The sequence below is a fragment of the Enterobacter cloacae complex sp. 6730903 genome (assembly GCF_048283985.1).
Lineage (GTDB): Bacteria > Pseudomonadota > Gammaproteobacteria > Enterobacterales > Enterobacteriaceae > Enterobacter > Enterobacter hormaechei_C.
Window position 1 is genome coordinate 95,798 of sequence record NZ_JBLVXX010000010.1, and the last position, 22,163, is coordinate 117,960.

A 22,163-nucleotide genomic window follows, 5' to 3' on the forward strand; every position below is an offset into this window, starting at 1 on the left:
TGTGTGTGCCAGGGGGGTTTTTTTTTGGGGGGGGGCGCCGACGCCCAGCCCCCACCACCCCCCCCCGCCCGCCGCGGCCCCCCCCCCCCCCCCCCCACCGGGCTATTTCCCTGCCTGCGGATGCGTATCAAACCCCGCCATCACCGCCGTCAGCTCGGCCAGGGTAAAGCCGTGCTTCGGGTCATCAACGCCCAGGCCAAACCGCGCCTGCATCAGCTTATACAGCGCCTCCGCATCCGGCAAATGGATCTGCTCCTCCACATGACCGTTCTGCCAGTGGGTAAAATTAAAGTTGGTCAGCGTCAGCTTGCCCCCGTCCGGTAGGTGGCGACACATCAGCAGATGATGACGGAAATGGGACTGCGGCCAGTGCGCCGACCAGAAGTTTCCCATCACGTAATCGTTGAAATACTGGGTCGCCAGGTCGAAATGGTACATCGACTGCCAGTGCTCGTGATGGCGGAATTGCAGTACCCAGTCGTTACCCTCGCTTAGCAAACGATAACTCCCGTGCGGGGTGTCCTGCTCCTCGTTGGCGATCAAACGAATCGGCGCCGTCAGCGTTTGTCCGCCAAATCCCACATCGGCGATCCAGCGCTCGCCGTTCAGTTCAACCAGCAGCAACCGGTGCGTGCGTGGCGGCATCTGCGACGGATTAGCCAGCACAACCCGCCCCAGCACGCTGCGCACCGTAAACCCGACTTCGCGCAACACCCGCTCAAACAGGCCGTTTTGCTCGAAGCAATATCCCCCCCGACGCGCGGTGACCAGTTTATCCACCAGACACGCGTCATCCAGATGGATTTCACGCGGCAAAACGACATCGATATTTTCGAAAGGGATGGCGCAGTTATGGTGTAAATGCAGCCCCCGCAGGGTATCGATATCAACCTGTACGGGCTGCTGCCAGCCCGTGCGGGCGAAATAAGCACTCAGAAATGGGGACATGATTTGCTCCAGGATGTGATATCCCCTGTTTATAAACTATTTTCCCTTATGCATATGCGTAAAAGTGCTTTTTCGTCATACTCATCGTGTACATGAGGAGATCCTATGAGCCACTTTCGCCCTGTTGAATTACGTCACGCCAGCCGCCTTCTGAATCACGGTCCAACCGTGCTCATCACCAGCCGGGATGAGACCATCGATCGTCGCAACGTCATGGCCGCCGCATGGTCTATGCCGGTGGAATTCGAACCCCCGCGTATTGCGATTGTGGTAGACAAAAGCGCGTGGTCACGGGAGTTGATCGAACGCAGCGGGAAATTCGGCATTGTGATCCCCGGCGTGGCGGCAGCCAACTGGACCTGGGCGGTCGGCAGCGTCAGCGGGCGCGACGAGGATAAATTTAACTGCTACGGGATCCCGGTTATTTATGGCCCTGAGCTTGGCCTGCCGGTTATAGAAGAGAAATGTCTGGCGTGGATGGAGTGCCGGTTATTACCTGTAACCTCTGCGGCAGAGAAATATGACACTCTGTTTGGCGAAGTGGTTTCCGCCGCGGCGGATGAACGCGCATTTGTCGCCGGACGCTGGCAGTTTGACGGGGATAAACTGAATACGCTGCATCATCTGGGAGCGGGCACGTTTGTCGCGAGCGGGAAAATGGTGAAGGCGCTGGATTAACGCTTCTCAAAAAAGAAAAGCCCTCTTCCTGAGGAAGAGGGCTTTTTATTACTTCACACGCTTCGCAATGATCTCATCCGCCACATTCCTCGGAGCTTCCGCAAAATGATGGAACTCCATCGTATACGTCGCGCGCCCCTGGGACATCGAGCGCAGCGTGGTGGCGTAGCCAAACATCTCAGCCAGCGGGACGTCAGCGCGAATAATCTGGCTGCCGTACTGTTCTGCCATTCCCTGCACCAGGCCGCGACGGGAGGAGAGATCGCCCATAATGTTCCCGGCGTACTCTTCCGGCGTTTCCACCTCAACGTGCATCACCGGCTCAAGAATAACCGGATCCGCCCGCCTGGCGCCCTCTTTGAAGCCGAGGATCGCCGCCATGCGGAAGGCCATCTCCGAGGAGTCAACGTCATGGTAGGAACCAAACGTCAGGGTCGCTTTCACATCCACCACCGGATAGCCCGCCAGCACACCCGTATTCATGGCTTCTCGCAAGCCTTTTTCCACCGACGGGATGTACTCCCGCGGCACCACCCCGCCTTTGGTGGCATCTTCAAACACAAAACCACTCCCGGCGGCTAACGGCTCAAGGCTCAGGACCACATGACCGTACTGCCCTTTCCCGCCGGACTGTCGGACAAATTTACCTTCTATATCCTTCACCGCTTTACGCAGGGTTTCACGGTAGGTGACCTGCGGACGACCAATGTTCGCCTCAACGCCAAATTCACGCTTCATGCGGTCAACGATGATCTCCAGATGCAACTCGCCCATCCCGGAGATGATGGTCTGTCCGGACTCTTCGTCCGTGTGCAGGCGAAACGACGGATCCTCCGCAGCCAGGCGCTGTAGGGCGATCCCCATTTTCTCCTGATCGGCCTTGGTTTTCGGCTCAATCGCCAGCGAAATAACCGGGTCCGGGAACTCCATCCGTTCAAGGGTGATCACCGCATTCGGGTCGGTCAGCGTGTCACCGGTGGTAACGTCTTTCAGCCCGACACAGGCTGCGATATCCCCTGCGCGCAGCTCGTCCACCTCATGGCGATCGTTGGCATGCATCAGCACGATGCGCCCGATACGTTCTTTCTTACCCTTCACCGGGTTGTACACCGCGTCGCCTTTACGCAGTATGCCGGAATAGACGCGGATAAAGGTCAGCTGGCCAACGTACGGATCGCTCATCAGCTTGAAGGCCAGCGCCGAGAACGGTTCATCATCGCTTGGGTGGCGCTCAGCATGCTGTCCGTCTTCGTCTACCCCATCAATAGCGGGCACGTCCAGTGGAGAGGGCATCAATTCAATCACCGCGTCGAGCATGCGCTGCACGCCCTTGTTCTTGAAGGCGCTGCCGCACAGCATGGGCTGTATTTCGCCGGAGATAGTCCGGATCCGCAGCCCTTTGATGATTTCCGCTTCATCCAGTTCGCCCGTCTCAAGGTACTTATCCATAAGCTCATCGCTGGCTTCTGCCGCAGCCGAAACCATTTTTTCTCGCCACGCCTGGGCGGTGCTCAGCAGATCGTCAGGCACTGGCGCATAGCTAAACGCCATGCCCTGCGTCGCATCATCCCAAAGAATAGTGCGCATCCTGATGAGATCCACCACGCCGGTGAAGTGTTCTTCTGCCCCCACGGGGATCACAATCGGGACCGGATTGGCTTTCAGCCGCTCCTGCATCATCCGCACCACGCGGAAGAAATCCGCACCCGGGCGGTCCATTTTGTTGACGAATGCCAGGCGCGGGACGTGATATTTATTCGCCTGACGCCAGACGGTTTCCGACTGCGGCTGCACGCCGCCGACGGAGTCATAGACCATCACCGCGCCGTCGAGCACACGCATGGAACGTTCCACCTCAATGGTGAAATCCACGTGCCCGGGGGTGTCGATAATATTGATGCGGTGCGGTTCAAAGCCTCTGTCCATACCGGGCCAGAAACAGCTTACCGCCGCCGACGTAATGGTGATCCCGCGCTCCTGCTCCTGCGCCATCCAGTCGGTGGTTGCCGCGCCATCGTGTACTTCACCCAGCTTGTGGCTCATCCCGGTGTAAAACAGGATGCGCTCAGTGGTGGTTGTTTTGCCGGCATCGATATGCGCGGAGATACCGATGTTGCGATAACGTTCGAGTGGAATGGGTCGGGGCATGTTATTTCCTTAAGTCTTCATGACTGGTTTGTGACGACCGGGATGGTCGCGTGTTCGTTCGTTTGTTATAATAGTCCTATTGTACGAGTATTATCGAACTATTTTTTAACGGTTGACCTATTGTTGATATAGCTCAATCTCACGCGAGACGCAGGAAAACGATGATCCCAAACCACCCGGAACCTGAACAAATAGTGTTGGAAAATGTGCTGTTCGCCCTCGGCAACCCGCTGCGATTAGCGATTATCCGCAGGCTGGCCGACGGCAGCGAACTGAGCTGTAACGCGCTGCGCCCGGAAGAGGTGGTGAAATCTACTATGACTCACCACTGGCGCGTGCTGCGCGACAGCGGTGTGATCTGGCAGCGCCCGCAGGGGCGCGAGAATATGATCTCACTGAGAAGAGAGGATCTGGACGCCCGCTTTCCTGGGCTGCTGGCGATCTTGCTCGAGGCTAAGTAGCGGCAGCGTCCTCAAGACGATATACCGGAATACGCCGTGTTGTTCCGGTAAGGGTGTCGAACACCTCCGTATCGGACGTCACTATTCTCATCCCGGTCTTCCTTAACCGCTGCACGTCGGCGGCTATGCGCTGGAGGCCAAACCAGAAAAGCCCGTCAAGCGCGGTGACCGCAAGCCCCTGCTCCAGCGCCAGCTGGAGGCGCTCGCGGGGGGCTTTCACCTGCTGAGCGATTTGCCGGTAAGGCACTTCCGATCCGCCGGACGCATCGATTCGCTGAATACGGGTCTTCAGGTGGTAGGTAAATTCATCGGGAATGCCGTTCAAATCCTGTTTAAGGCTGTAGACGCAGCCAAACCGCTTGCCGTTGAACAGGACATTTTTTTGACTGAGCTGAAACTCATTTCTGATGCCATCAATCAGCTGCGGTGCGCGGGTAAGAAGTAACCGGAAGGGAAGCTCAAAGCTGGTCACATAATCCACGTTCAGCAGCGCGAGACGCAGCCGCTCTTCTGCCCCGGATTTCTGGTCATGACACTCGCGCATCACCTCCGCCCACTGACGCGTCAGACGTTCCGGCTCGCCGGCTTCGGTGAGGAGGTATTTTTCAAGATGATAATCGACTCTTCCGGTCATGGGGGCATCCCGTCAATGTGGATGCGGTAATTCTATCCAGCGCGGCCGGATTTATAAAGGGCGGAGCGCACCGGCATCCGCCCTGCCGGGCTACTGCTGGATACTCGACCGGTCCGAAATATCGCTGGCAGATAAGGTTCTTGCAGAAGATACGACCTGTTTTTTGCGTTTATACCGGTCCGGCTGGCCTTCTGGGCGGGTTTTGAACCGGCGATGCAGCCACATATATTGCTCAGGCGCCATCATCACGGCGCGCTCAATTGCTCTGTTCATCTGCGTGGCTACCGACGCTTTATCCCCTCCCTGCAAGGTATCGCTGATATCTTCCAGAATAATCAGCTCATACCCTGTGCCGTCTGCTTTTCGGCGCGGTACAAACGGGATCACGGCCGGTCTGGCACTTTTCACCAGCATGTAGCTCCCGGCAGTTGTCGCGGCGTCCGGGACGGCAAAAAACGGCACAAACACGCTATTCGTTTTGCCATAGTCGTGATCCGGGGCATACCACAGGATCTCGTTTTGCTTCAGCGCGCGGATCATGCCCTTCAGGTCATAGCGGTCAAGCATGGTTTTATTGGAACGCAGACGACCGCGCGTTTGCAGCCAGTCGAGCAACGCATTATTGTTGGGACGATACACACCAATACCCGCGTTGAGCATGCCAAAGATGCGTGCGCCTAATTCCAGCGTGAGAAAATGCATGCCAATGAGCACCACGCCCCTTCCTTGCGCCCGCGCCTGTTCCATATGTTCGTAGCCGGTCACGCTGAAGTGTTTCCGCACGCGCCAGTCAGGCCAGAACCACGCTATGCCGGTTTCGATGACGCCCATTCCAACCGATTCAAAATTACGCTCGAGTAAACGCTCGCGCTCGTCCTCTTTCATATCAGGAAAACAAAGCTCAAGATTTCGTCTGGCGATCTCCACGCGGCGTGGAAGCAGGCGCATGGCCAGACGCCCAAGCCCGTGACCTGTTTTTAACAGCAGCGGATACGGAAGCTGAACCGTGCACCAGAGTGCGGCAATGCCTGCCCAGCTGAGCCAGTAACGAGGATGAATAAACGCGAGTGAAAACTGAGGTAATTTTGTCATGGAAAAATTATCCTTTTACTAATTTGTACTTTATCTGGTGCAGTTGCAGTGTTTACCTGCTGATTTAACGGATATTGTTCGGATGGATGAATTGTAGCGGAATCGTTATGGTTTTTATTATCGATTTTTGCGAAAGGGAATAAAAGTGGGGATCGCCGGGTGATATTGCACCACCCGGCAGGCAAGTTACATCGAATAGCCGGGCTTCTTAATCAGTTCATCCAGTTTCGGGCCGATCTCGGTATCCCAGACCTGCGCCTTCCAGTCAGCTTCCTGAACCTCCTGAAGCGCCACGGAGATTGAACGATCTTTACTGTTCAGGTGACGGGCGATCGCTTCGGCGATATCCGCCGCCAGGGCCGTTTTTTGTTCGTCAGTCAGATCGCGTGGAAAACATTTGATGTCAACGTGTGGCATGGGCAGGGCTCCTTTTATAGATGAGCGCTCCACGTTATCAGATTATATCGTTAGCTTTTAGCACCTTGTGCAGTTCCGGCAGCGCACAGACGGCATCCGCGACGGCGGTAATATTAGGCGTGTTGGTGGCAAACCACTCATGACGTGGCCCCCAGGTACGCGCAACGGCAATATAGACGTCAAGCAGCGTCAGCTGTTTGCCAAACGCAAACGGCGAGGCGCTGAGCTGGCTGTCGAACCACAGATAGAGCGATTTTCGGTACTCAATGCAATTTTTCTTCAGCTGTTCCGGGGCATCAGGCACCCAGCGTTCCGGGTAGTCTGCATACGTAAAGGTGGGATAGACATTAGCCACAAACCAGATGAGCAGGCGCTGAAACTGCTGGCGCTCGGCCTGCCCAACGGGCGGCGCGAGGTCGGGACGTCTGTCGAGCACCATCAGGGCGATCGCCGCGGTTTCCGTCACGATCGCCCCGTTTTCCAGCTCCAGCGTCGGCACCTGGCACAGCGGGTTCAGTTTCAACAGCAATTCGCGCTGCGGGCCGGGCTGGTCAAACCCGTCCACGTTGACGAACTGATACGGGATGTCTGCCAGAGTCAGCATCACTTCACTGATTGCCGATCCCCAGCCGGGTATGCCATAGAGTTTGATCATGTTGCCCCCTCAGGGATGAAAACCCTAAGTGTAGAGCACCATTAGTAGGTTATCCCGGGCGGATTAACGTCTGAATACGTCACCGCTTCGCCCGCCTCCCCCCAGCGCGCCAGCACCTTTTGATACTCTCCGCGCTTAATCGCACCGTTCAGCGCAGCCTGCAACGCATACACCAGCCCATTGCCTTTTTTGGTTGTGGTGGCGACATAGGCTTTCTTCGGTCCTAATCCCACGACGCGGGTTTTGCCGGTTAACGCGGCTTTATAGGCAGAAACGGACTGCGGTCCAAAGAACACATCCGCCCTGCCGGACTGAATATAGAGATTGCCTGAGGCGTCGTCGGTCAGATAAACCGGCAACGTAGGCTCACGCCCGGCCTTTTTATTCTCTTCGTTCCAGCCCAGCAGAATACGCTCCTGATTGGTGCCTGACCCGACAATCACCTTTTTACCGGCCAGATCTTTCGCACGGGTGATCGACTGTACGTTGCTGGTGGATTTCACCGAGAAGGCCAGGGAATCGACGCGATAGGTCGCAAAATCGAACTTCGCCTTACGTTGCTCGGTGACGGCGATATTCACCAACGCCACGTCATAGCGCCCGGAAGTGATCCCCAGCGGCCAGTCTTCCCACGCCGTTGGCACCAGCTTCAGCTTCAGCCCCAGGCTGCCCGCCAGCAATCGGGCGATATCCGGGTCGCTGCCAATACGGGTGCGGTTATCACTGGCCAGCAGCGCCAGCGGCGGAGAATTCAGGGCTGAAATCGCCACCGTGAGGGTACCCGGCTCAACAAATTTATAGTTCGCCGGGATTTTCGCCACTGCCTGTTGATCAACCGTCACCGGCAGCGGCTGTTCGTTGGCCTTTAAATCAATGCTGGCGTGGCTCGCCGTCGTGAAGACCAGCCCCGCCAGGAGTCCATATTTCATCTGCGCTCCTTACAGCACTTTTGAGAGGAACTGGCGCGTTCGCGGATGCGACGGTCGGTTTAAGACGTCGTCGCTGCTGCCCTGCTCCACAATTTTACCGTCGACCATAAATACCACCTGGTCCGCCACTTCCCGGGCAAAGCCGATCTCATGGGTGACCACCACCAGCGTAGTGCCGGAACGGGCGAGCTTTTTAATCACGTCCAGCACTTCGCCAACCAGTTCCGGATCCAGCGCCGAGGTGGGTTCATCAAACAGCATTACGCGGGGGCGCAGCGCCAGCGCGCGGGCAATGGCGATACGCTGTTGCTGGCCACCGGAGAGATGACGCGACCAGGCATCGGCTTTATCGCGCAGTCCTACCACATCCAGCAGGCTGTAGGCGTTTTCAACAGCCTCTTTTTTAGTGAATTTTTTATGCGCGATGGGTGCTTCAATCAGGTTTTCCAGCACCGTGAGATGCGGAAAAAGATTGAAGTTCTGAAACACGTATCCAACGTTGACGCGCTGTTTCAGGATCTCTTTCTCTTTTAGCTCGTAGAGTTTGTCACCCTGACGGCGATAGCCGATGTAATCCCCGTCAATCTGAATAAAGCCTTCGTCTACGCGCTCCAGATGGTTAATGGTGCGCAGCAGCGTCGATTTTCCCGATCCAGAGGGACCGAGGATCACCGTCACGGAGCCCGGCGGGATCTCAAGCGTGACGTTATCGAGCGCTTTATGTCGGCCAAAAAACTTACTGACGCCGGTAATGGAAATGTGTCCTTCAGGAGAGGCTTGCATGAACGGGCTCCTGTGCTGGCGAAGTGGTGACGGAACGCGCGCGACTGGTCGCCCGGTTGTGGTTTACGGCGGAGCGGCGCTCGCTGCGGGCGAGTCCACGCTCAATAACATGCTGGATGGCAGACAGTACGGTGGTGATCACCAGATACCAGACGGCGCCCACCATCAACAGCGGGATCACCTCCTGGGTGCGGTTGTAGATCATCTGGATCGTGTAGAACAGTTCCGGCATCGCCAGCACGTAAACCATCGCCGTCCCTTTGGCGAGGCTGATGATTTCGTTAAACCCGGACGGCAGAATGGTGCGCAGCGCCTGGGGGAGAATGATGCGCACCGTGCGACGCCATGCCGGCAGACCCAGCGCAGCGGCCGCCTCATACTGACCGTGGTCGACCCCAAGGAAGCCCCCGCGAATGATCTCCGCAGTATAGGCGCTCTGCACCAGCGTCAGCCCCACGATGGCGGTAGAAAACTGCCCGAGAACGTTGATGGTTTCAAAGCTGCCCCAGGTAATGCCGGTAAAAGGCACGCCGAGAGAGAGCGTGTCGTAGAGATAGGAGAAGTTATAGAGGATAATCAGCACCACGATCAGCGGCAGGGAACGGAACAGCCAGATGTAACCCCACGCCAGGCTGCTCAACAGCCATGATGACGAGAGCCTCGCCAGCGCCAGCATGCCGCCAATCACCACGCTCAGTACGGTGCTTATCAACGTCAGCAGCAGCGTCTGGCCGACGCCTTCGAGGATCACCGGGTCGAAGAACCAGCGGGCAAATACCGCCCATTCCCAGCGCGGATTAAAGGCCACGGACTGGATCACGACCGCCAGCACAAACAGCGCCACCACGGCGCCAGCAGCGCGCAGCGGATAACGTGCCGGGACCACTTTTATGGTTTCAACGTTGCTCATCGTCGCTCCTTATGCGGTTTTGCTGAGCGCTTCGCGGATCAGCGTCTTGGTGAAACGCAGCCGACCGTCGAACGGCGGCTGGCTATACTCTTCCGGATCACGGTTAAGATCGAACTGCGGCTGATACCCCTGGCTGAGATAGAGCCGCACCGCCTCCGGCTGGCGAAACCCCGTGGTCAGGTAGATGTGGCTGTAGCCCGCCAGCACCGCCCGGCGCTCCAGCTCCTGTACCACGCGCGCGGCCAGCCCCTGCTGGCGCAGCGTTTTATTCGTCCAGATGCGTTTGATCTCTGCGGTATGTTCGTCGAAGGGCTTGTACGCACCGGTGGCGATGATCTCGCCATCGCGCTCCAGGACGATAAACAGCCCCTGCGGCGCCAGGTACCACTCTGTCAGCTCGACTTCCGCATCTTTTGAAAAGTAGTCGCCGTAAAGAGCGGCGTATTCACCGAACAGCCCCTCGATAATGGGCTGAAGATCGGCATCTTCCGGCGAAACGTCACGAAATTGTTCGCGCATAGCGCCTCCTCAATCGCCCAGACCCGCCGGGTTAACTTCGGAACTGGGGATACGCTCCACGCCTTCTCCCCAGCGGTTCAGCACTTTGTCGTAATCGCCGTTCTTGATCGCGCCGTTCAGCGCGGTCTGAACCGGTTCGACCAGGCCGCTGCCTTTTTTCAGCGTCACCGCGATATGCGCCGCCTTCGGCCAGCCGCCGTCGACGCTGCCGACCAGTTTGGTTTTACCGTTAAGCGCCGCTTTCCAGGCGCCGATCACGTTCGGACCAAAGTAGGCGTCCGCACGTCCGGACTGAAGCGCCAGCGTTTGGGCCGCGTCGTCTTTGGTGTAGATCGGCGTAAAGGGTTTAAGCCCTTTTTTGAGGTTCTCTTCGTTCCATGCCAGCAGGATGGCCTCCTGGTTGGTGCCGGAACCCACGATGATGCGCAGCCCGGCGATATCCTCTGCCTTCACAAGCGAGTTGATCGGGCTGGTGGATTTCACGTAGAAGCCAAGAGAATCCTTGCGGTAGGTGGCGAAGTCGAACTTCTCTTTGCGCGCTTTGGTGACGGTGATGTTGCTGATAGCCGCGTCGTATTTACCGGAGGCAACCCCCAGCGGCCAGTCCTCCCAGGAGGTGGGAACCACGTTCAGCTCCAGTCCGAGGCTGTCCGCCACCAGACGCGCAATGTCGACCTCACTTCCCAGCAGAGTTTTGTTGTCGTCGGAAAAGACCGTCAGCGGCGGTTGATTCAGTCCCGCCACCGCCACGGTAAATTTCCCCGGCACGGCAAAGCGATAGTCTTTCGGCAGTTGCGCGATCGCATCGCTGTTTTTGGCGGTATTGATCGGCGTTTTATTGGCCTCAATGCTCACGCCGGTGCCGTTAATATTGACGTTCTCTGCCCAGACGGCAGGGGTAAAGGCCAGCGCAAGCGCCAGAATAAGCGATGATTTCTGCATAGCATTTTTCTCTTTTATTGTTGTATGAACTGATTTTTGGGCTCGTCTAAGCCCAGACTTTCGCGCAGCGTGGTGCCGGGATAGTCGGTGCGGAACAGGCCGCGCGCCTGTAAAACGGGCACCACCTGGTCGACAAAGCGCGGGAAAGTGTCCGGCGTGCCGCCCTGAATGATGAAGCCATCCGCCGCCTTCTCTTCGAACCAGGCCTGTAAACCATCGGCCACCTGCTCCGGTGTGCCGGAAAAACGCGGGCGCGGCGATGCGGCTTCCAGCGCGACCTGACGCAAAGTTAAGTTGCGCTCACGGGCGTTACGCTTGATTTCATCGGTGGTGCTGCGGAAGCTGTTTTTGCCCAAGTCGCCAATATCCGGGAACGGCGCGTCGAGGGGATACTGGCTGAAGTCGTGATGCTCGAAATAACGTCCGAGGTAATTCAGCGCATCATTTATGGAGACCAGTGCCGCCGTAGTTTGATACTGGTTTTCTACGTCATCGGCGTCGTTTCCGACAATCACGCTGACGCCCTGGAATATATGTAAATCCCCTGCGCGACGGCCGTGACTTTCCAGCTGCTGTTTAACATCGCGGTAAAAAGCCTGGGCTTCTTCCCGCGTGTCATGGTGGGTAAAGATGGCGTCAGCATGTTTTGCCGCCAGCTTTTTACCGTCGTCGGACGCGCCAGCCTGAAAGACAATCGGACGTCCCTGCGGCGTGCGGCCAATATTCAGCGGGCCGGAAACCTGGAAGAAATCACCGTGGTGATCCAGCGTATGCAGTTTCGACGCATCAAAGAACTGTCCGCTCTCTTTATTGCGGATAAAGGCATCCCCTTCCCAGGAGTCCCACAGCCCTTTCACCACGTCGAGATACTCATCGGCAATGCGGTAGCGCAGCGCATGCTCCGGGTGTTTTTCGCGGGAGAAGTTCTTCGCTGACCCTTCCAGCGGCGACGTCACCACGTTCCAGCCCGCGCGTCCGTTGCTCAGGTGATCGAGGCTGGCGAACTGACGTGCAACGGTGAAAGGCTCGCTGTACGAGGTGGATAACGTGCCGACCAGCCCCAGGCGCGAGGTGATACTCGCCAGCGCGGACAACACCGTCAGCGGCTCAAAGCGGTTTAAAAAATGCGGAATGGATTTCTCGTTAATATAAAGACCGTCAGCCACAAATATAAAGTCGAGCTTGCCCGCTTCTGCTTTTAAAGCCGTTTCTTTGACGAAATCAAAATTAATGCTGGCATCCGCGACCGCCGCGGGATGGCGCCAGGCAGACATATTTCCGGATGCACCATGCAAAATGGTCCCCAGCCGCAATTGACGATGTGCAGACATATTCACCTCAAATTAATTAAACGTGTTGCAGGGCTTTTTCCGCGAGCTGTGCAAAATAGCGGGCAGCGGGTTCGATTAATGCTTCGTCCGGGTTAAATGCCGGGTGATGTAACCCAAACGGACTGTTGCTGCCAATGCTGACAAACGCGCCGGGTATGTTTTGCAGATAGACCGCGAAATCCTCCCCGCCCATGTGCAGTTCCGCATGCCGGGTTTCATATCCCGCTTCGCGCGCGACCGAGGTGGCAAACCCGGCCCAGTGCTCATCGTTCACCAGCGCGGTGGGCCCGGCGTACCAGGTGATGTTGATCTGCGCGCTAAAGGCGCTGGCAAATCCGGCGGCGATTTCACCGACGCGCGCTTTTACGTTCTGCTGCACTTCCGTGCGGTGCGTGCGCAGCGTGCCCTCCAGCTCAACGCTTTCCGGCAGCACGTTCCAGGTATTTCCCCCGGCGATGCGCGTCACGCTCAGAACAACCGAATCCAGCGTGTTGACGTTACGGCTGGCAACGCTTTGCAGCGCGGTCACCAGCTGGCTTGCCAGCACGATGGCGTCGTTGCCTTCATGGGGACGTGCGGCATGCGCGCCTTTGCCGGTTACGTGAATAACGAAGCGATCGACGTTGGCATAGAACGGGCCGCCGCGCGTGGCAAACTCGCCGACCGGCAGTGAAGGCTCGTTATGCATCCCGAAAATCGCGCGTACGTCGCGTAACGCCCCGGCCCGCACCATGCTTTTCGCTCCGCCGAAATTTTCTTCCGCAGGCTGGAACAGGATCCGCACGCGACCGTTGAGCGAGGCTTCCCGCTCCTTCAGCTTTAACGCGGCGCCGAGGATCACGCTGGTGTGAATGTCGTGTCCGCAGGCATGCATCACCCCGGCGCGCCGGGAGCTAAACGGCACCCCGCTGCGCTCGTCGATGGGTAACGCGTCGATATCGGCGCGCAGCGCAACCAGTGCGTTGCCCGTGCCGATCTCCGCAACCAGCCCGGTCTGGAGATCGTAAGGCAGCGGGGCAATCCCGGCTGCCGTCAGCCACTCGCGCAGGCGCGCCGTTGTTTCTACCTCCTGACCAGAGAGTTCAGGGTTCTGGTGCAGCTCACGGCGCCAGGCAATCAGTTGTTCGCTAAAGCTCATACGGTAACCTCCCTGTTAAGACGCGCCTCGGCCAGCAGTCGCAGAGACTGTACGCGCGTTGCGCCATCAGCGACCGGCGTGTCGATGATAAATTCGTCAATCCCCCACTGCTGATGCAGCGCGTTGAGCTGTTCAAGCACCGAGGCCGCCGTTCCGGCCAGCAGAGACTGCGCCCGACGCGCGATGCGCACCGGTTCACTCCCCGCCTGCCGCGCAAAGGCGTAGGCCTGTTCTTCGCTGGCCACGGTGACACGCTGTCCGTTTGCCAGCTCCACGCCCCACACTTCAACCTTCTGCGCCAGCGCATCGGCTTCAGCCTGGGTTGGGGCAACAATGACCTGCACGGCCACAATCACCTCCCGGACGCTGTGTTGACGCCAGGCTGTGACGACCTCGCGCAGCAGCTCAGGATCGCCGTTCAGATGGGCGGCAAAGACAAAATGCCAGTCGAGGGAGGCCGCCAGCAGCGCGCTTTCGGTGCTGGCGCCCAGCAGAAATCCCCGGGCAGGCACCGGCGGCAGCGGCGTGGCGCGAACGTCCTCCTCCGCTGACTGATTTTCAGGGCGGATCCAGCGATCGAGCTGCGTCAGTTGTTCAGCAAAACTGCCTTTTTCCTGCGGATTAAGGCCGTGCTGCAAGGCGCGGGTAGAGAGCGGCAGACCGCCGGGCGCTTTGCCAACGCCCAGATCAACCCGGCCCGGCGCAATGGCGGCCAGTACGTTAAAATTTTCGGCAACTTTATAGGGGCTGTAATGTTGCAGCATGACGCCGCCTGAGCCTACGCGAATGCGTTTTGTTTGCCCGAGGATCCAGGCAATCAGCAGCTCCGGCGAGGGGCTGGCAAGCTGCGGGGTATTGTGGTGTTCGGCAATCCAGAAGCGGTGATAACCCAGCGTTTCTGCCTGTTGCGCCAGTGCTAAGGTTCGCGCCAGCGCATCGGCGGCTGTTTCGTGTTCTGCGACGGGGCTTTTATCCAGAATGCTGATTCGCCATGACATGTTGCGTTCTCGTTTGACTTAACATGTCGTCATTATTAAAGGCGGATTTCACCTCTGAGAAACAATTAATTTACATTTGGATTGCCGGAAAACGGCAATAGAGAGTCTGTCATCGGCGTGATTTGAGCGATGTAATGAGTCTTTCCGCATCCTGCCGTCGGGTAATGCGGAGAAAGTGAATGTGTGCGTACTGCGGGTTTTGCATATCCGCCTCATATCGTTTGCGGTTGCTGCGCCAGGTTTTGATCGTCCAGATGATAATAGAGTCCTTGCTAAGGAACGACCGACGAAAGCTTTCGCGGTTCCCCGTGCCAGGCCAGAGCTCCTGTTTGTGCCAGGCGCGTCTGGAGGCCCGCGTCACCGCCTGCCAGAGCGTGCGGATAAACCCACGATCTATCCACACCACCAGATCGACGTTGCGCCACTTAACGTCGCGTGTGCGGTTGTAATTCCCGTCCAGGACCCAGTCAGGCGAGGCGGCGAGCGCTTTTTCCAGGGTTGCAAGAAACTCATCATCCGGTGTTCCCTGCCAGTTCGCTCGCCAGAAAAGCCTGTCCATCTCAATGTAAGGGATAGCCAGCGCCTCCGCGATTCGCCTGCCAAACGTGCTTTTCCCACTTCCGCTGGTGCCTATGATATTGATTTTCACCGTTCCGCCTGCACATGCTGAAGAAAACGGATCGAATCATAACGTTAATAATTTGTTTACGAAACGCCAGGCTACTCGTTCGGATACTGCTCATCGGTGACCTTCTCCAGCCATGCCACCGGGCTCCCGTTGACCGCTTCTGCGATGGCGATATGGGTCATGGCCGTCTGCGCGCTTGCGCCGTGCCAGTGCTTCACGCCGGGTGGGATCCAGGCGATATCACCCTGATTCAGCGGTTCCGCCTCTTTCCCCCACTCCTGTAACCAGCCGCGCCCCTGCGTCACGATCAGCGTTTGTCCAAGAGGATGCGTATGCCAGGCGGTACGTGCGCCGGGTTCAAAGGTGACGGTCGCGCCGCCGACTTTTGCCGGTTCAGTCGCCTGGAAAGGTGCGTCAATGCGCACGCAGCCGGTAAACCAGGCCTCTGGCCCCTGAACAGAAGGTAACGAACCGCTACGGATAATTTTCATGATTAACTCCTCGTTTGCTGTTGCGTTAACAGTAGCGTAAAGCCATGGGGAGCATTAGAGTGCATAATCAGAAAGGAACCATGAATTCAATTCATAAATCGAGTAAACCGCCATGTTAAAAGACAACTTCAACGATCTGCTTTCCTTTATGGTCGTTGCCCGGGAGCGCAGCTTTACCCGCGCCGCGGCGCAGCTTGGGGTATCTCAGTCGGCACTCAGCCACGCAATGCGCAATCTGGAAGCGAGGCTGGAAGTCCGTCTGTTAACCCGCACCACCCGTAGCGTGGCCCCTACCGAGGCCGGCGAGCAACTCTTTATGCGCTTAAGCCCCCATCTGCTGGAGATCGAGCAGGAACTCACCGCGCTGCGTGATACCCGCGACAGACCTGCCGGGAATATTCGCCTTACCGCCGGGGAGCATGCCATGTCTGCGGTGCTGTGGCCTGTGCTTATACCCTTTATGGCGCAGTATCCTGACATCAACGTTGAAGTCACGGTGGACAATGGGCTGACTGATATTGTCGATGGCCGCTTTGACGCGGGGGTGCGTCTGGGTGAGCAGGTGGCGAAAGATATGATTGCCGTACGTATTGCGCCGGACATGCGCATGGCGGTCGTCGGGTCGGCAGAGTATTTGCAACGTTTCGGCGTACCGGAAACGCCGGAGCAGCTTGATCAGCACCGCTGCATTAATATGCGCCTGCCCACACGCGGCGGATTATATGCCTGGGAATTTGAACGGGACGGACGTGAGCTGCGCGTGCGGGTTGACGGCCAGCTGATCCTCAACAGCCTGCCGCAGCGCATCGATGCCGCCGAAAACGGTCTGGGGCTGGCGTACGTCCCGGAAGATGCGGTTCAGGACGCCCTTGCTGAGGGCCGGTTAGTGCGTGTGCTTGAAGCCTGGTGTCCGGTTTTTACGGGATACCATCTGTATTATCCGAGCCGCCGCCAGCACACGACCGCATTTGCATTACTCATTGCAGCCCTGCGGCATTCATAGTCTCTACCTATAGGTAACTATTAAGTAAACCTGATGATTAAATCACCATTCGCCGACCTTTTTGCCTAAAAAAACGCCACGATTCAGCGCGTTGTGATCCCCGTCTGCTCTGACCACACGATTTCCTTCGACGTGCATCACTTTCGGCACGGTTATATTTTGCGTCGCTTATCAATTGCGGGTAGGATGCCTCGCCATGTTTTGCCTTATCCATACACAGAATGACTGGAAAGGCAGCATGTGTCTGCGCAGAAGCAATCGTTTGTTTCGGCATCTGCCAGGCAGGACTATCACGTTAATGGTTCAGACAGGCAAACAGGTAACTCAATGAAAACAAGCAATAAAAGCGCAGCCGATCATCATGCTGCGAAACGTCGCTGGTTGAACTCTCATGAAGAGGGCTATCACAAGGCGATGGGCAACCGTCAGGTGCAGATGATCGCCATCGGCGGCGCTATCGGTACAGGTCTGTTTTTAGGTGCAGGCGCACGTCTGCAAATGGCTGGCCCCGCTCTCGCCCTGGTCTATCTGGTGTGCGGGATCTTCTCTTTCTTCATCCTTCGCGCCCTCGGCGAACTGGTACTCCACCGCCCTTCCAGCGGCAGCTTTGTCTCTTACGCCCGCGAGTTTCTTGGTGAAAAAGCCGCGTATGTCGCGGGCTGGATGTACTTCGTTAACTGGGCGATGACCGGTATCGTCGATATCACCGCCGTTGCGCTGTATATGCACTACTGGGGCGCGTTTGGTGATGTGCCGCAGTGGGTGTTCGCCCTCGGGGCGCTGGCAATTGTCGGGACCATGAACATGATCGGCGTGAAATGGTTTGCCGAAATGGAGTTCTGGTTCGCGCTGGTGAAGGTACTGGCCATTGTGATCTTCCTGGTGGTCGGGACCGTATTCCTCGGCACCGGTAAACCGCTGGACGGTAACGCAACCGGCTTCCACCTGATTACCGATAACGGTGGTTTCTTCCCGCACGGCCTGCTGCCAGCGCTGGTTCTGGTGCAGGGGGTAGTGTTCGCCTTTGCCTCCATCGAACTGGTCGGTACGGCGGCAGGTGAATGTAAAGATCCGCAGACGATGGTGCCAAAAGCCATCAACAGCGTGATCTGGCGTATCGGTCTGTTCTATGTGGGTTCCGTGGTGCTGCTGGTTCTGCTGCTGCCGTGGAATGCATACCAGGCGGGGCAAAGCCCGTTTGTGACCTTCTTCTCTAAGCTGGGCGTGCCGTACGTGGGCAGCATCATGAACATCGTGGTACTGACCGCCGCGCTCTCCAGCCTGAACTCCGGGCTCTATTCGACGGGTCGTATCCTGCGCTCCATGTCGATGGGAGGGTCTGCGCCGAAGTTTATGTCGAAGATGAGCAAGCAGCAGGTGCCTTACGCGGGTATTCTGGCCACGCTGGTGGTGTATATCTTTGGCGTGTTCCTGAACTATCTGGTGCCGTCTCAGGTGTTTGAGATCGTGCTGAACGTCGCTGCGCTGGGCATTATTGCCTCCTGGGCCTTTATCGTGGTGTGTCAGATGCGTCTGCGCAAAGCGATCAAAGAAGGAAAAGCGGCTGACGTCAGCTTCAAGCTGCCGGGCGCACCGGTAACCTCCTGGCTTACCCTGCTGTTCCTGCTGAGCGTGCTGGTGCTGATGGCCTTCGACTACCCGAACGGTACTTACACCATCGCCACAATTCCGCTGCTGGCGGTTCTGCTGATTGCTGGCTGGTTCGGCGTGCGTAAGCGCGTTCACGAGATCCACAGCACCGCGCCGCTTCATCACGACGATGAAAAGCACGACGCACCGCTGGTAGAAGAAACCTCGCGTTAATAAAAAAGCCGGATGGCGGCTTCGCCTTACCCGGCCTACATCTCATGGTTTTGTAGGCCCGGTAAGCGCAGCGCCACCGGGCAATTCCACCATCACAGCGCGATACGAATCACATCGTCAGGCTGGGTCGCTTCCTGCTGACGGGTTGATTTCTGTTTCACCGTCACGTACAGCGTTTTACCATCCGCAGACAGCGCCAGGCTGTTCGGGTAAACCGGGGTATCATAAGTTTTGGTCACTTTGTAGGTTTTGGCGTCAATCACACTCACCTTACCCGCCTCGCGGTGCGTCACATAGGCTTCGTTACGCGCCGGGTTAAACAGTACGGCCAGCGATGCTGGCGCGGCGATTTTCTGCATCACGCTGCCATCTTTCAGATTCACCACCAGCACTTCTGGCTGTTTTGAATCCGTCACAAACGCACGCTGGCCGGCAGTGTCCAGGCTCAGGTTCAGGTAGAAGTGCTCTTTTCCGTCATCCTGCACTTTTTTACGGCTGAGAATTTTGTTGGTTGCCGTATCAATGGTCACCAGCTCGCCGTCCGCATTGGTGGTATACAGGCGTTTTGCCTTCGCATCCAGCGCCAGCCCGGTGCTGAACGTGCCGGTGTTCGTGATGGTGTCCTTCAGCTTCAGCGTTGCGCCATCAACAACCCAGATCACGCTCTGCTTGCCGATGCCGGTAATGTACACCGTATTGGTCGTGTCATCGGCCACCAGCTGGCGCGGCTGAAGCGGCTTCACCGTGTCGCTACGCTTGCGATCGTCCAGCACCAGGCGCCCTTTCACCTCGCTCGTTTTGGCGTCAATCGCCGTCACGGCGCTGTTGACGGTGTTACCGAACCACAGCGTCTGGGTGGCGTTATCGATCGTGGCGCCAAACGGCTTGAGATCGTTATGAATCGCCTGCGTCACTTCCAGCGTGACCGGATCCAGACGATAGACCACGCCGCCCTTATCGGTTTTGCGGCTTTGTGACGTCGCAACCCACAGCGCGTTTTCCTGCTGGCTGACGGCCATTTCATACGCGCCCTTGCCGACCGCTTTGCGCAGCATCTCTTCAGCGGCATGAACCTGGAACGTACCGGCAAACAGTAAAGAGCCCAACAGCAGAGACCCACGCAGGCGCGGCGAGCACAGATGACGTAAAGACATAACAATTCCTTTTTAAATGAGGAGATTTACCGCTGACATCACTTCCGGTGGGCAAAGTCATCGCTTTGCCGCTATTTTAATGAGAATAGTAATCATTAATGAGTTGAATGTGGAGTATTTCTTTCCTTCAAAGCCTTACATTCACGAAATGTGCGGTTATAGTTTTCATAACATTTACAAAGGATTTAACATATATACACAGGTTCCAGTTGATTTGGTTCGAATTTTTCTTAACCGGTTTACTCCATGAAAATTATTACTGCCCGTAAGGCATCACTACCACTACTCTTCGTTCCCGTCATTTTTGGCCCGCTGAGTGCGATGGCCGCGGATGAACAGACCCTGATCGTCAGCGCCACGCCGCAAACCGTCTCCGAACTGGACACCCCTGCCGCAGTCAGCGTGGTGAGCGGCGAGGATATGCGACATGCCACACCGCGCATCAACCTTTCTGAAACCCTTGGGAGCGTACCAGGCCTGCAAATCCAGAACCGCCAGAACTATGCTCAGGATCTGCAACTTTCCGTTCGCGGATTCGGCGCGCGTTCAACCTTCGGCGTACGCGGGATCCGCATGTACGTGGACGGCATTCCGGCAACCATGCCCGACGGCCAGGGGCAGACGTCAAACATTGACCTCAACAGCATTGAGAGCGTCGACGTGCTGCGCGGCCCCTTCTCTGCCCTGTACGGCAATGCCTCCGGCGGCGTGATCAACATCAACACCCAGACCGGACAACAGCCAGCCACAATTGAAGCCAGCAGCTATTACGGCAGCTACGGCACCTGGCGTTACGGCATGAAGGCCACCGGTGCGGTGGGCGACGGGACTCAGGCGGGGGATGTGGACTATGCGGTATCCACCACCCGTTTCACCAACCATGGCTATCGTGACCACAGCGGCGCACGGAAAAACCTCGCCAATGCGAAGCTGGGCGTGCGCATTGATGATGTCAGCAAGCTAACGCTGATTTTTAACAGCGTGGACATGAAAGCCAACGATCCGGGCGGACTGAGCTATCAGGAATGGCAGAACAACCCGCGTCAGTCACCCCGTGGCGATCAGTACAACACGCGGAAAACCATTAAGCAGACCCAGGCCGGGCTCCGCTATGACCGTCAGCTGAGCGAACAGGACGACCTCAGCGTGATGATGTATGCCGGTGAGCGTGAAATGACCCAGTACCAGTCCATTCCGGCGTCCACTCAGCGTGACAATCCTGCCCATTCGGGCGGCGTAATTGATATGCAGCGCCACTATCAGGGTATTGATACCCGCTGGACCCACCGCGGCGAGCTGCTGGTGCCGGTAACGTTTACCACCGGCCTGAACTACGAAAATATGAGTGAAAATCGTCGCGGGTATGAAAACTTCGTGATGAACAACGGCGTGCCGGATTATGGCGTGAAGGGTAACAAACGCCGTGACGAACGTAACCTGATGTGGAACCTTGATCCCTACCTGCAAACCCAGTGGCAGCTCACGCAAAAGCTGTCCGTTGAGGCGGGCGTGCGTTACAGCTCCGTCTGGTTTGACTCCAACGATCATTACATTACCCCGCAAAACGGTGATGACAGCGGTGACGCCAGCTACCATAAATGGCTCCCGGCAGGTGCGGTGAAATACGCCGTGACCGACGCCTGGAACCTGTATGCCGCGGCGGGACGGGGATTCGAGACCCCGACCATCAACGAACTCTCCTACCGTCCTGATGGCAAAGGCGGCCTCAATATTAACCTGCAACCGTCAACCAACAACACCTATGAGATTGGCAGCAAAACCCGTATCGGCAATGGCATCCTGACGGCGGCGCTGTTTCGCACGGATACCGACAACGAGATTGTGGTGGACGAAAACAAAGATGGTCGCACGACCTATAAAAATGCGGGGAAAACGCGCCGTCAGGGTGTGGAAATTGCGCTCGACCAGCAGTTTGCCGAGAACTGGAAGCTGAAAATGGCGTGGACCTATCTCGATGCGACCTACCGTACCAACGTCTGTAGCAATGCAGACTGTAGCGGCAACCGGATGCCGGGTATCGCCCGTAACATGGGGTATGCGTCGTTTGGCTGGGAGCCTGAGGAAGGCTGGTACGCGGGGGCAGATGCCCGCTACATGAGCGACGTGATGGCAAACGACACCAATACCGCCAAAGCGCCCTCTTATACCGTGGTCGGTCTGAATACCGGGTATAAACTCAATTACGGCAAATGGGGAATGGACATCTTTGGTCGCGTCGATAACCTCTTTGATAAAGAGTACGTCGGTTCAGAGATAGTTAACGCTGGCTACAATCGCTATTACGAACCCGCCCCTGGCCGTAACTATGGCGTGGGCCTGTCAGTCTCTTATCGCTTTGAGTAAAACATTCTCCGGCAGCGCACGTTGCCGGTAAAAAATAACATCATTCCCGGTAGCCTTAAGCGCCGGGAATATACTCAGGGAAGTTTAAAACGAATAAAAAAATAAGTGCGCCAGTG

Annotated in this window: 20 protein-coding genes and 1 pseudogene; 5 read left to right on the forward strand and 16 right to left on the reverse strand. The window is 57.1% G+C overall.

The annotated features are described in order from the left end of the window. Positions 1-102: 102 nt before the first annotated feature. The gene (gene nhoA / locus ACNQ0W_RS07630) at positions 103-948 is read right to left on the reverse strand and encodes an N-hydroxyarylamine O-acetyltransferase (protein WP_062933003.1); all 846 of its coding nucleotides are present in this window, start codon (positions 946-948) and stop codon (positions 103-105) included. Positions 949-1,053: 105 nt separating this feature from the next. Here nhoA and ACNQ0W_RS07635 point away from each other — a divergent pair, with 105 nt between their 5' ends. Next, positions 1,054-1,626, forward strand: coding sequence for a flavin reductase family protein (locus ACNQ0W_RS07635; RefSeq protein WP_015570464.1), 573 nt, complete (start codon positions 1,054-1,056; stop codon positions 1,624-1,626). A gap of 48 nt (positions 1,627-1,674) precedes the next feature. Here ACNQ0W_RS07635 and fusA read toward each other — a convergent pair whose 3' ends face one another. Beyond that, positions 1,675-3,774, reverse strand: a complete 2,100-nt coding sequence (gene fusA, locus ACNQ0W_RS07640; protein ID WP_032671178.1) for an elongation factor G — start codon at positions 3,772-3,774, stop codon at positions 1,675-1,677. A gap of 161 nt (positions 3,775-3,935) precedes the next feature. On the opposite strand from fusA, the gene ACNQ0W_RS07645 reads away from it, so the two are divergent. After that, on the forward strand, positions 3,936-4,235 hold the full coding sequence (locus ACNQ0W_RS07645; RefSeq protein WP_062933002.1) for an ArsR/SmtB family transcription factor: 300 nt from the start codon (positions 3,936-3,938) through the stop codon (positions 4,233-4,235). Here ACNQ0W_RS07645 and ACNQ0W_RS07650 read toward each other — a convergent pair. The 13 genes and pseudogenes from ACNQ0W_RS07650 to ACNQ0W_RS07710 form a co-directional block, all read right to left on the reverse strand. Continuing rightward, on the reverse strand, positions 4,228-4,869 hold the full coding sequence (locus ACNQ0W_RS07650; RefSeq protein WP_023296669.1) for a hypothetical protein: 642 nt from the start codon (positions 4,867-4,869) through the stop codon (positions 4,228-4,230). The two genes, ACNQ0W_RS07645 and ACNQ0W_RS07650, sit on opposite strands and share 8 nt — an antisense overlap. A 90-nt stretch (positions 4,870-4,959) precedes the next feature. Next, positions 4,960-5,961, reverse strand: a complete 1,002-nt coding sequence (locus tag ACNQ0W_RS07655) for a Kdo(2)-lipid IV(A) acyltransferase (protein ID WP_062933001.1) — start codon at positions 5,959-5,961, stop codon at positions 4,960-4,962. Positions 5,962-6,147: 186 nt separating this feature from the next. Next, complete coding sequence (gene pptA / locus ACNQ0W_RS07660; protein ID WP_003857012.1) at positions 6,148-6,378, reverse strand: tautomerase PptA; 231 nt, start codon at positions 6,376-6,378, stop codon at positions 6,148-6,150. A gap of 37 nt (positions 6,379-6,415) precedes the next feature. Then, entirely contained in the window at positions 6,416-7,033 is a 618-nt protein-coding gene (locus ACNQ0W_RS07665; RefSeq protein ID WP_062933000.1) for a glutathione S-transferase family protein, read from the reverse strand. Positions 7,034-7,074: 41 nt separating this feature from the next. After that, the gene (locus ACNQ0W_RS07670; protein ID WP_062932999.1) at positions 7,075-7,962 is read right to left on the reverse strand and encodes a transporter substrate-binding domain-containing protein; all 888 of its coding nucleotides are present in this window, start codon (positions 7,960-7,962) and stop codon (positions 7,075-7,077) included. A gap of 9 nt (positions 7,963-7,971) precedes the next feature. Continuing rightward, entirely contained in the window at positions 7,972-8,745 is a 774-nt protein-coding gene (locus ACNQ0W_RS07675; protein ID WP_045334928.1) for an amino acid ABC transporter ATP-binding protein, read from the reverse strand. Then, positions 8,729-9,655 carry an amino acid ABC transporter permease gene (locus ACNQ0W_RS07680; protein ID WP_047728456.1) on the reverse strand — a complete coding sequence of 309 codons (927 nt, stop codon included), beginning with the start codon at positions 9,653-9,655 and terminating at the stop codon, positions 8,729-8,731. Before ACNQ0W_RS07680 ends, ACNQ0W_RS07675 begins: the two co-directional genes overlap by 17 nt. Positions 9,656-9,664: 9 nt before the next feature. Further along, entirely contained in the window at positions 9,665-10,174 is a 510-nt protein-coding gene (locus ACNQ0W_RS07685) for a GNAT family N-acetyltransferase (RefSeq protein WP_062932998.1), read from the reverse strand. Positions 10,175-10,183: 9 nt separating this feature from the next. Next, a pseudogene (locus ACNQ0W_RS07690) lies at positions 10,184-12,447 on the reverse strand (NtaA/DmoA family FMN-dependent monooxygenase). Positions 12,448-12,463: 16 nt separating this feature from the next. After that, positions 12,464-13,585: an amidohydrolase gene (locus tag ACNQ0W_RS07695; protein WP_017382285.1), complete on the reverse strand. Its 1,122-nt coding sequence runs from the start codon at positions 13,583-13,585 to the stop codon at positions 12,464-12,466. Next, the gene (locus ACNQ0W_RS07700) at positions 13,582-14,583 is read right to left on the reverse strand and encodes an MsnO8 family LLM class oxidoreductase (RefSeq protein ID WP_017693372.1); all 1,002 of its coding nucleotides are present in this window, start codon (positions 14,581-14,583) and stop codon (positions 13,582-13,584) included. The genes ACNQ0W_RS07695 and ACNQ0W_RS07700 overlap by 4 nt, the downstream gene beginning before the upstream one ends. 109 nt (positions 14,584-14,692) lie before the next feature. After that, positions 14,693-15,232, reverse strand: a complete 540-nt coding sequence (locus ACNQ0W_RS07705) for a shikimate kinase (protein WP_062932996.1) — start codon at positions 15,230-15,232, stop codon at positions 14,693-14,695. Between the two features lie 71 nt (positions 15,233-15,303). After that, positions 15,304-15,702, reverse strand: coding sequence for a cupin domain-containing protein (locus ACNQ0W_RS07710; RefSeq protein WP_062932995.1), 399 nt, complete (start codon positions 15,700-15,702; stop codon positions 15,304-15,306). Positions 15,703-15,814: 112 nt separating this feature from the next. Here ACNQ0W_RS07710 and ACNQ0W_RS07715 point away from each other — a divergent pair, with 112 nt between their 5' ends. Beyond that, complete coding sequence (locus tag ACNQ0W_RS07715) at positions 15,815-16,705, forward strand: LysR family transcriptional regulator (protein WP_062932994.1); 891 nt, start codon at positions 15,815-15,817, stop codon at positions 16,703-16,705. A gap of 327 nt (positions 16,706-17,032) precedes the next feature. Then, on the forward strand, positions 17,033-18,529 hold the full coding sequence (ansP, locus tag ACNQ0W_RS07720; protein WP_062932993.1) for an L-asparagine permease: 1,497 nt from the start codon (positions 17,033-17,035) through the stop codon (positions 18,527-18,529). 92 nt (positions 18,530-18,621) lie between these two features. Here the strand turns inward: ansP and ACNQ0W_RS07725 are convergent, their stop codons facing one another. Continuing rightward, a complete protein-coding gene (locus ACNQ0W_RS07725) occupies positions 18,622-19,683 on the reverse strand; it encodes a YncE family protein (protein WP_062932992.1) in 1,062 nt (353 codons plus the stop codon). A gap of 246 nt (positions 19,684-19,929) precedes the next feature. Here ACNQ0W_RS07725 and pqqU point away from each other — a divergent pair, with 246 nt between their 5' ends. Then, positions 19,930-22,047 carry a TonB-dependent receptor PqqU gene (pqqU, locus tag ACNQ0W_RS07730; RefSeq protein WP_062932991.1) on the forward strand — a complete coding sequence of 706 codons (2,118 nt, stop codon included), beginning with the start codon at positions 19,930-19,932 and terminating at the stop codon, positions 22,045-22,047. Positions 22,048-22,163 lie beyond the last annotated feature (116 nt).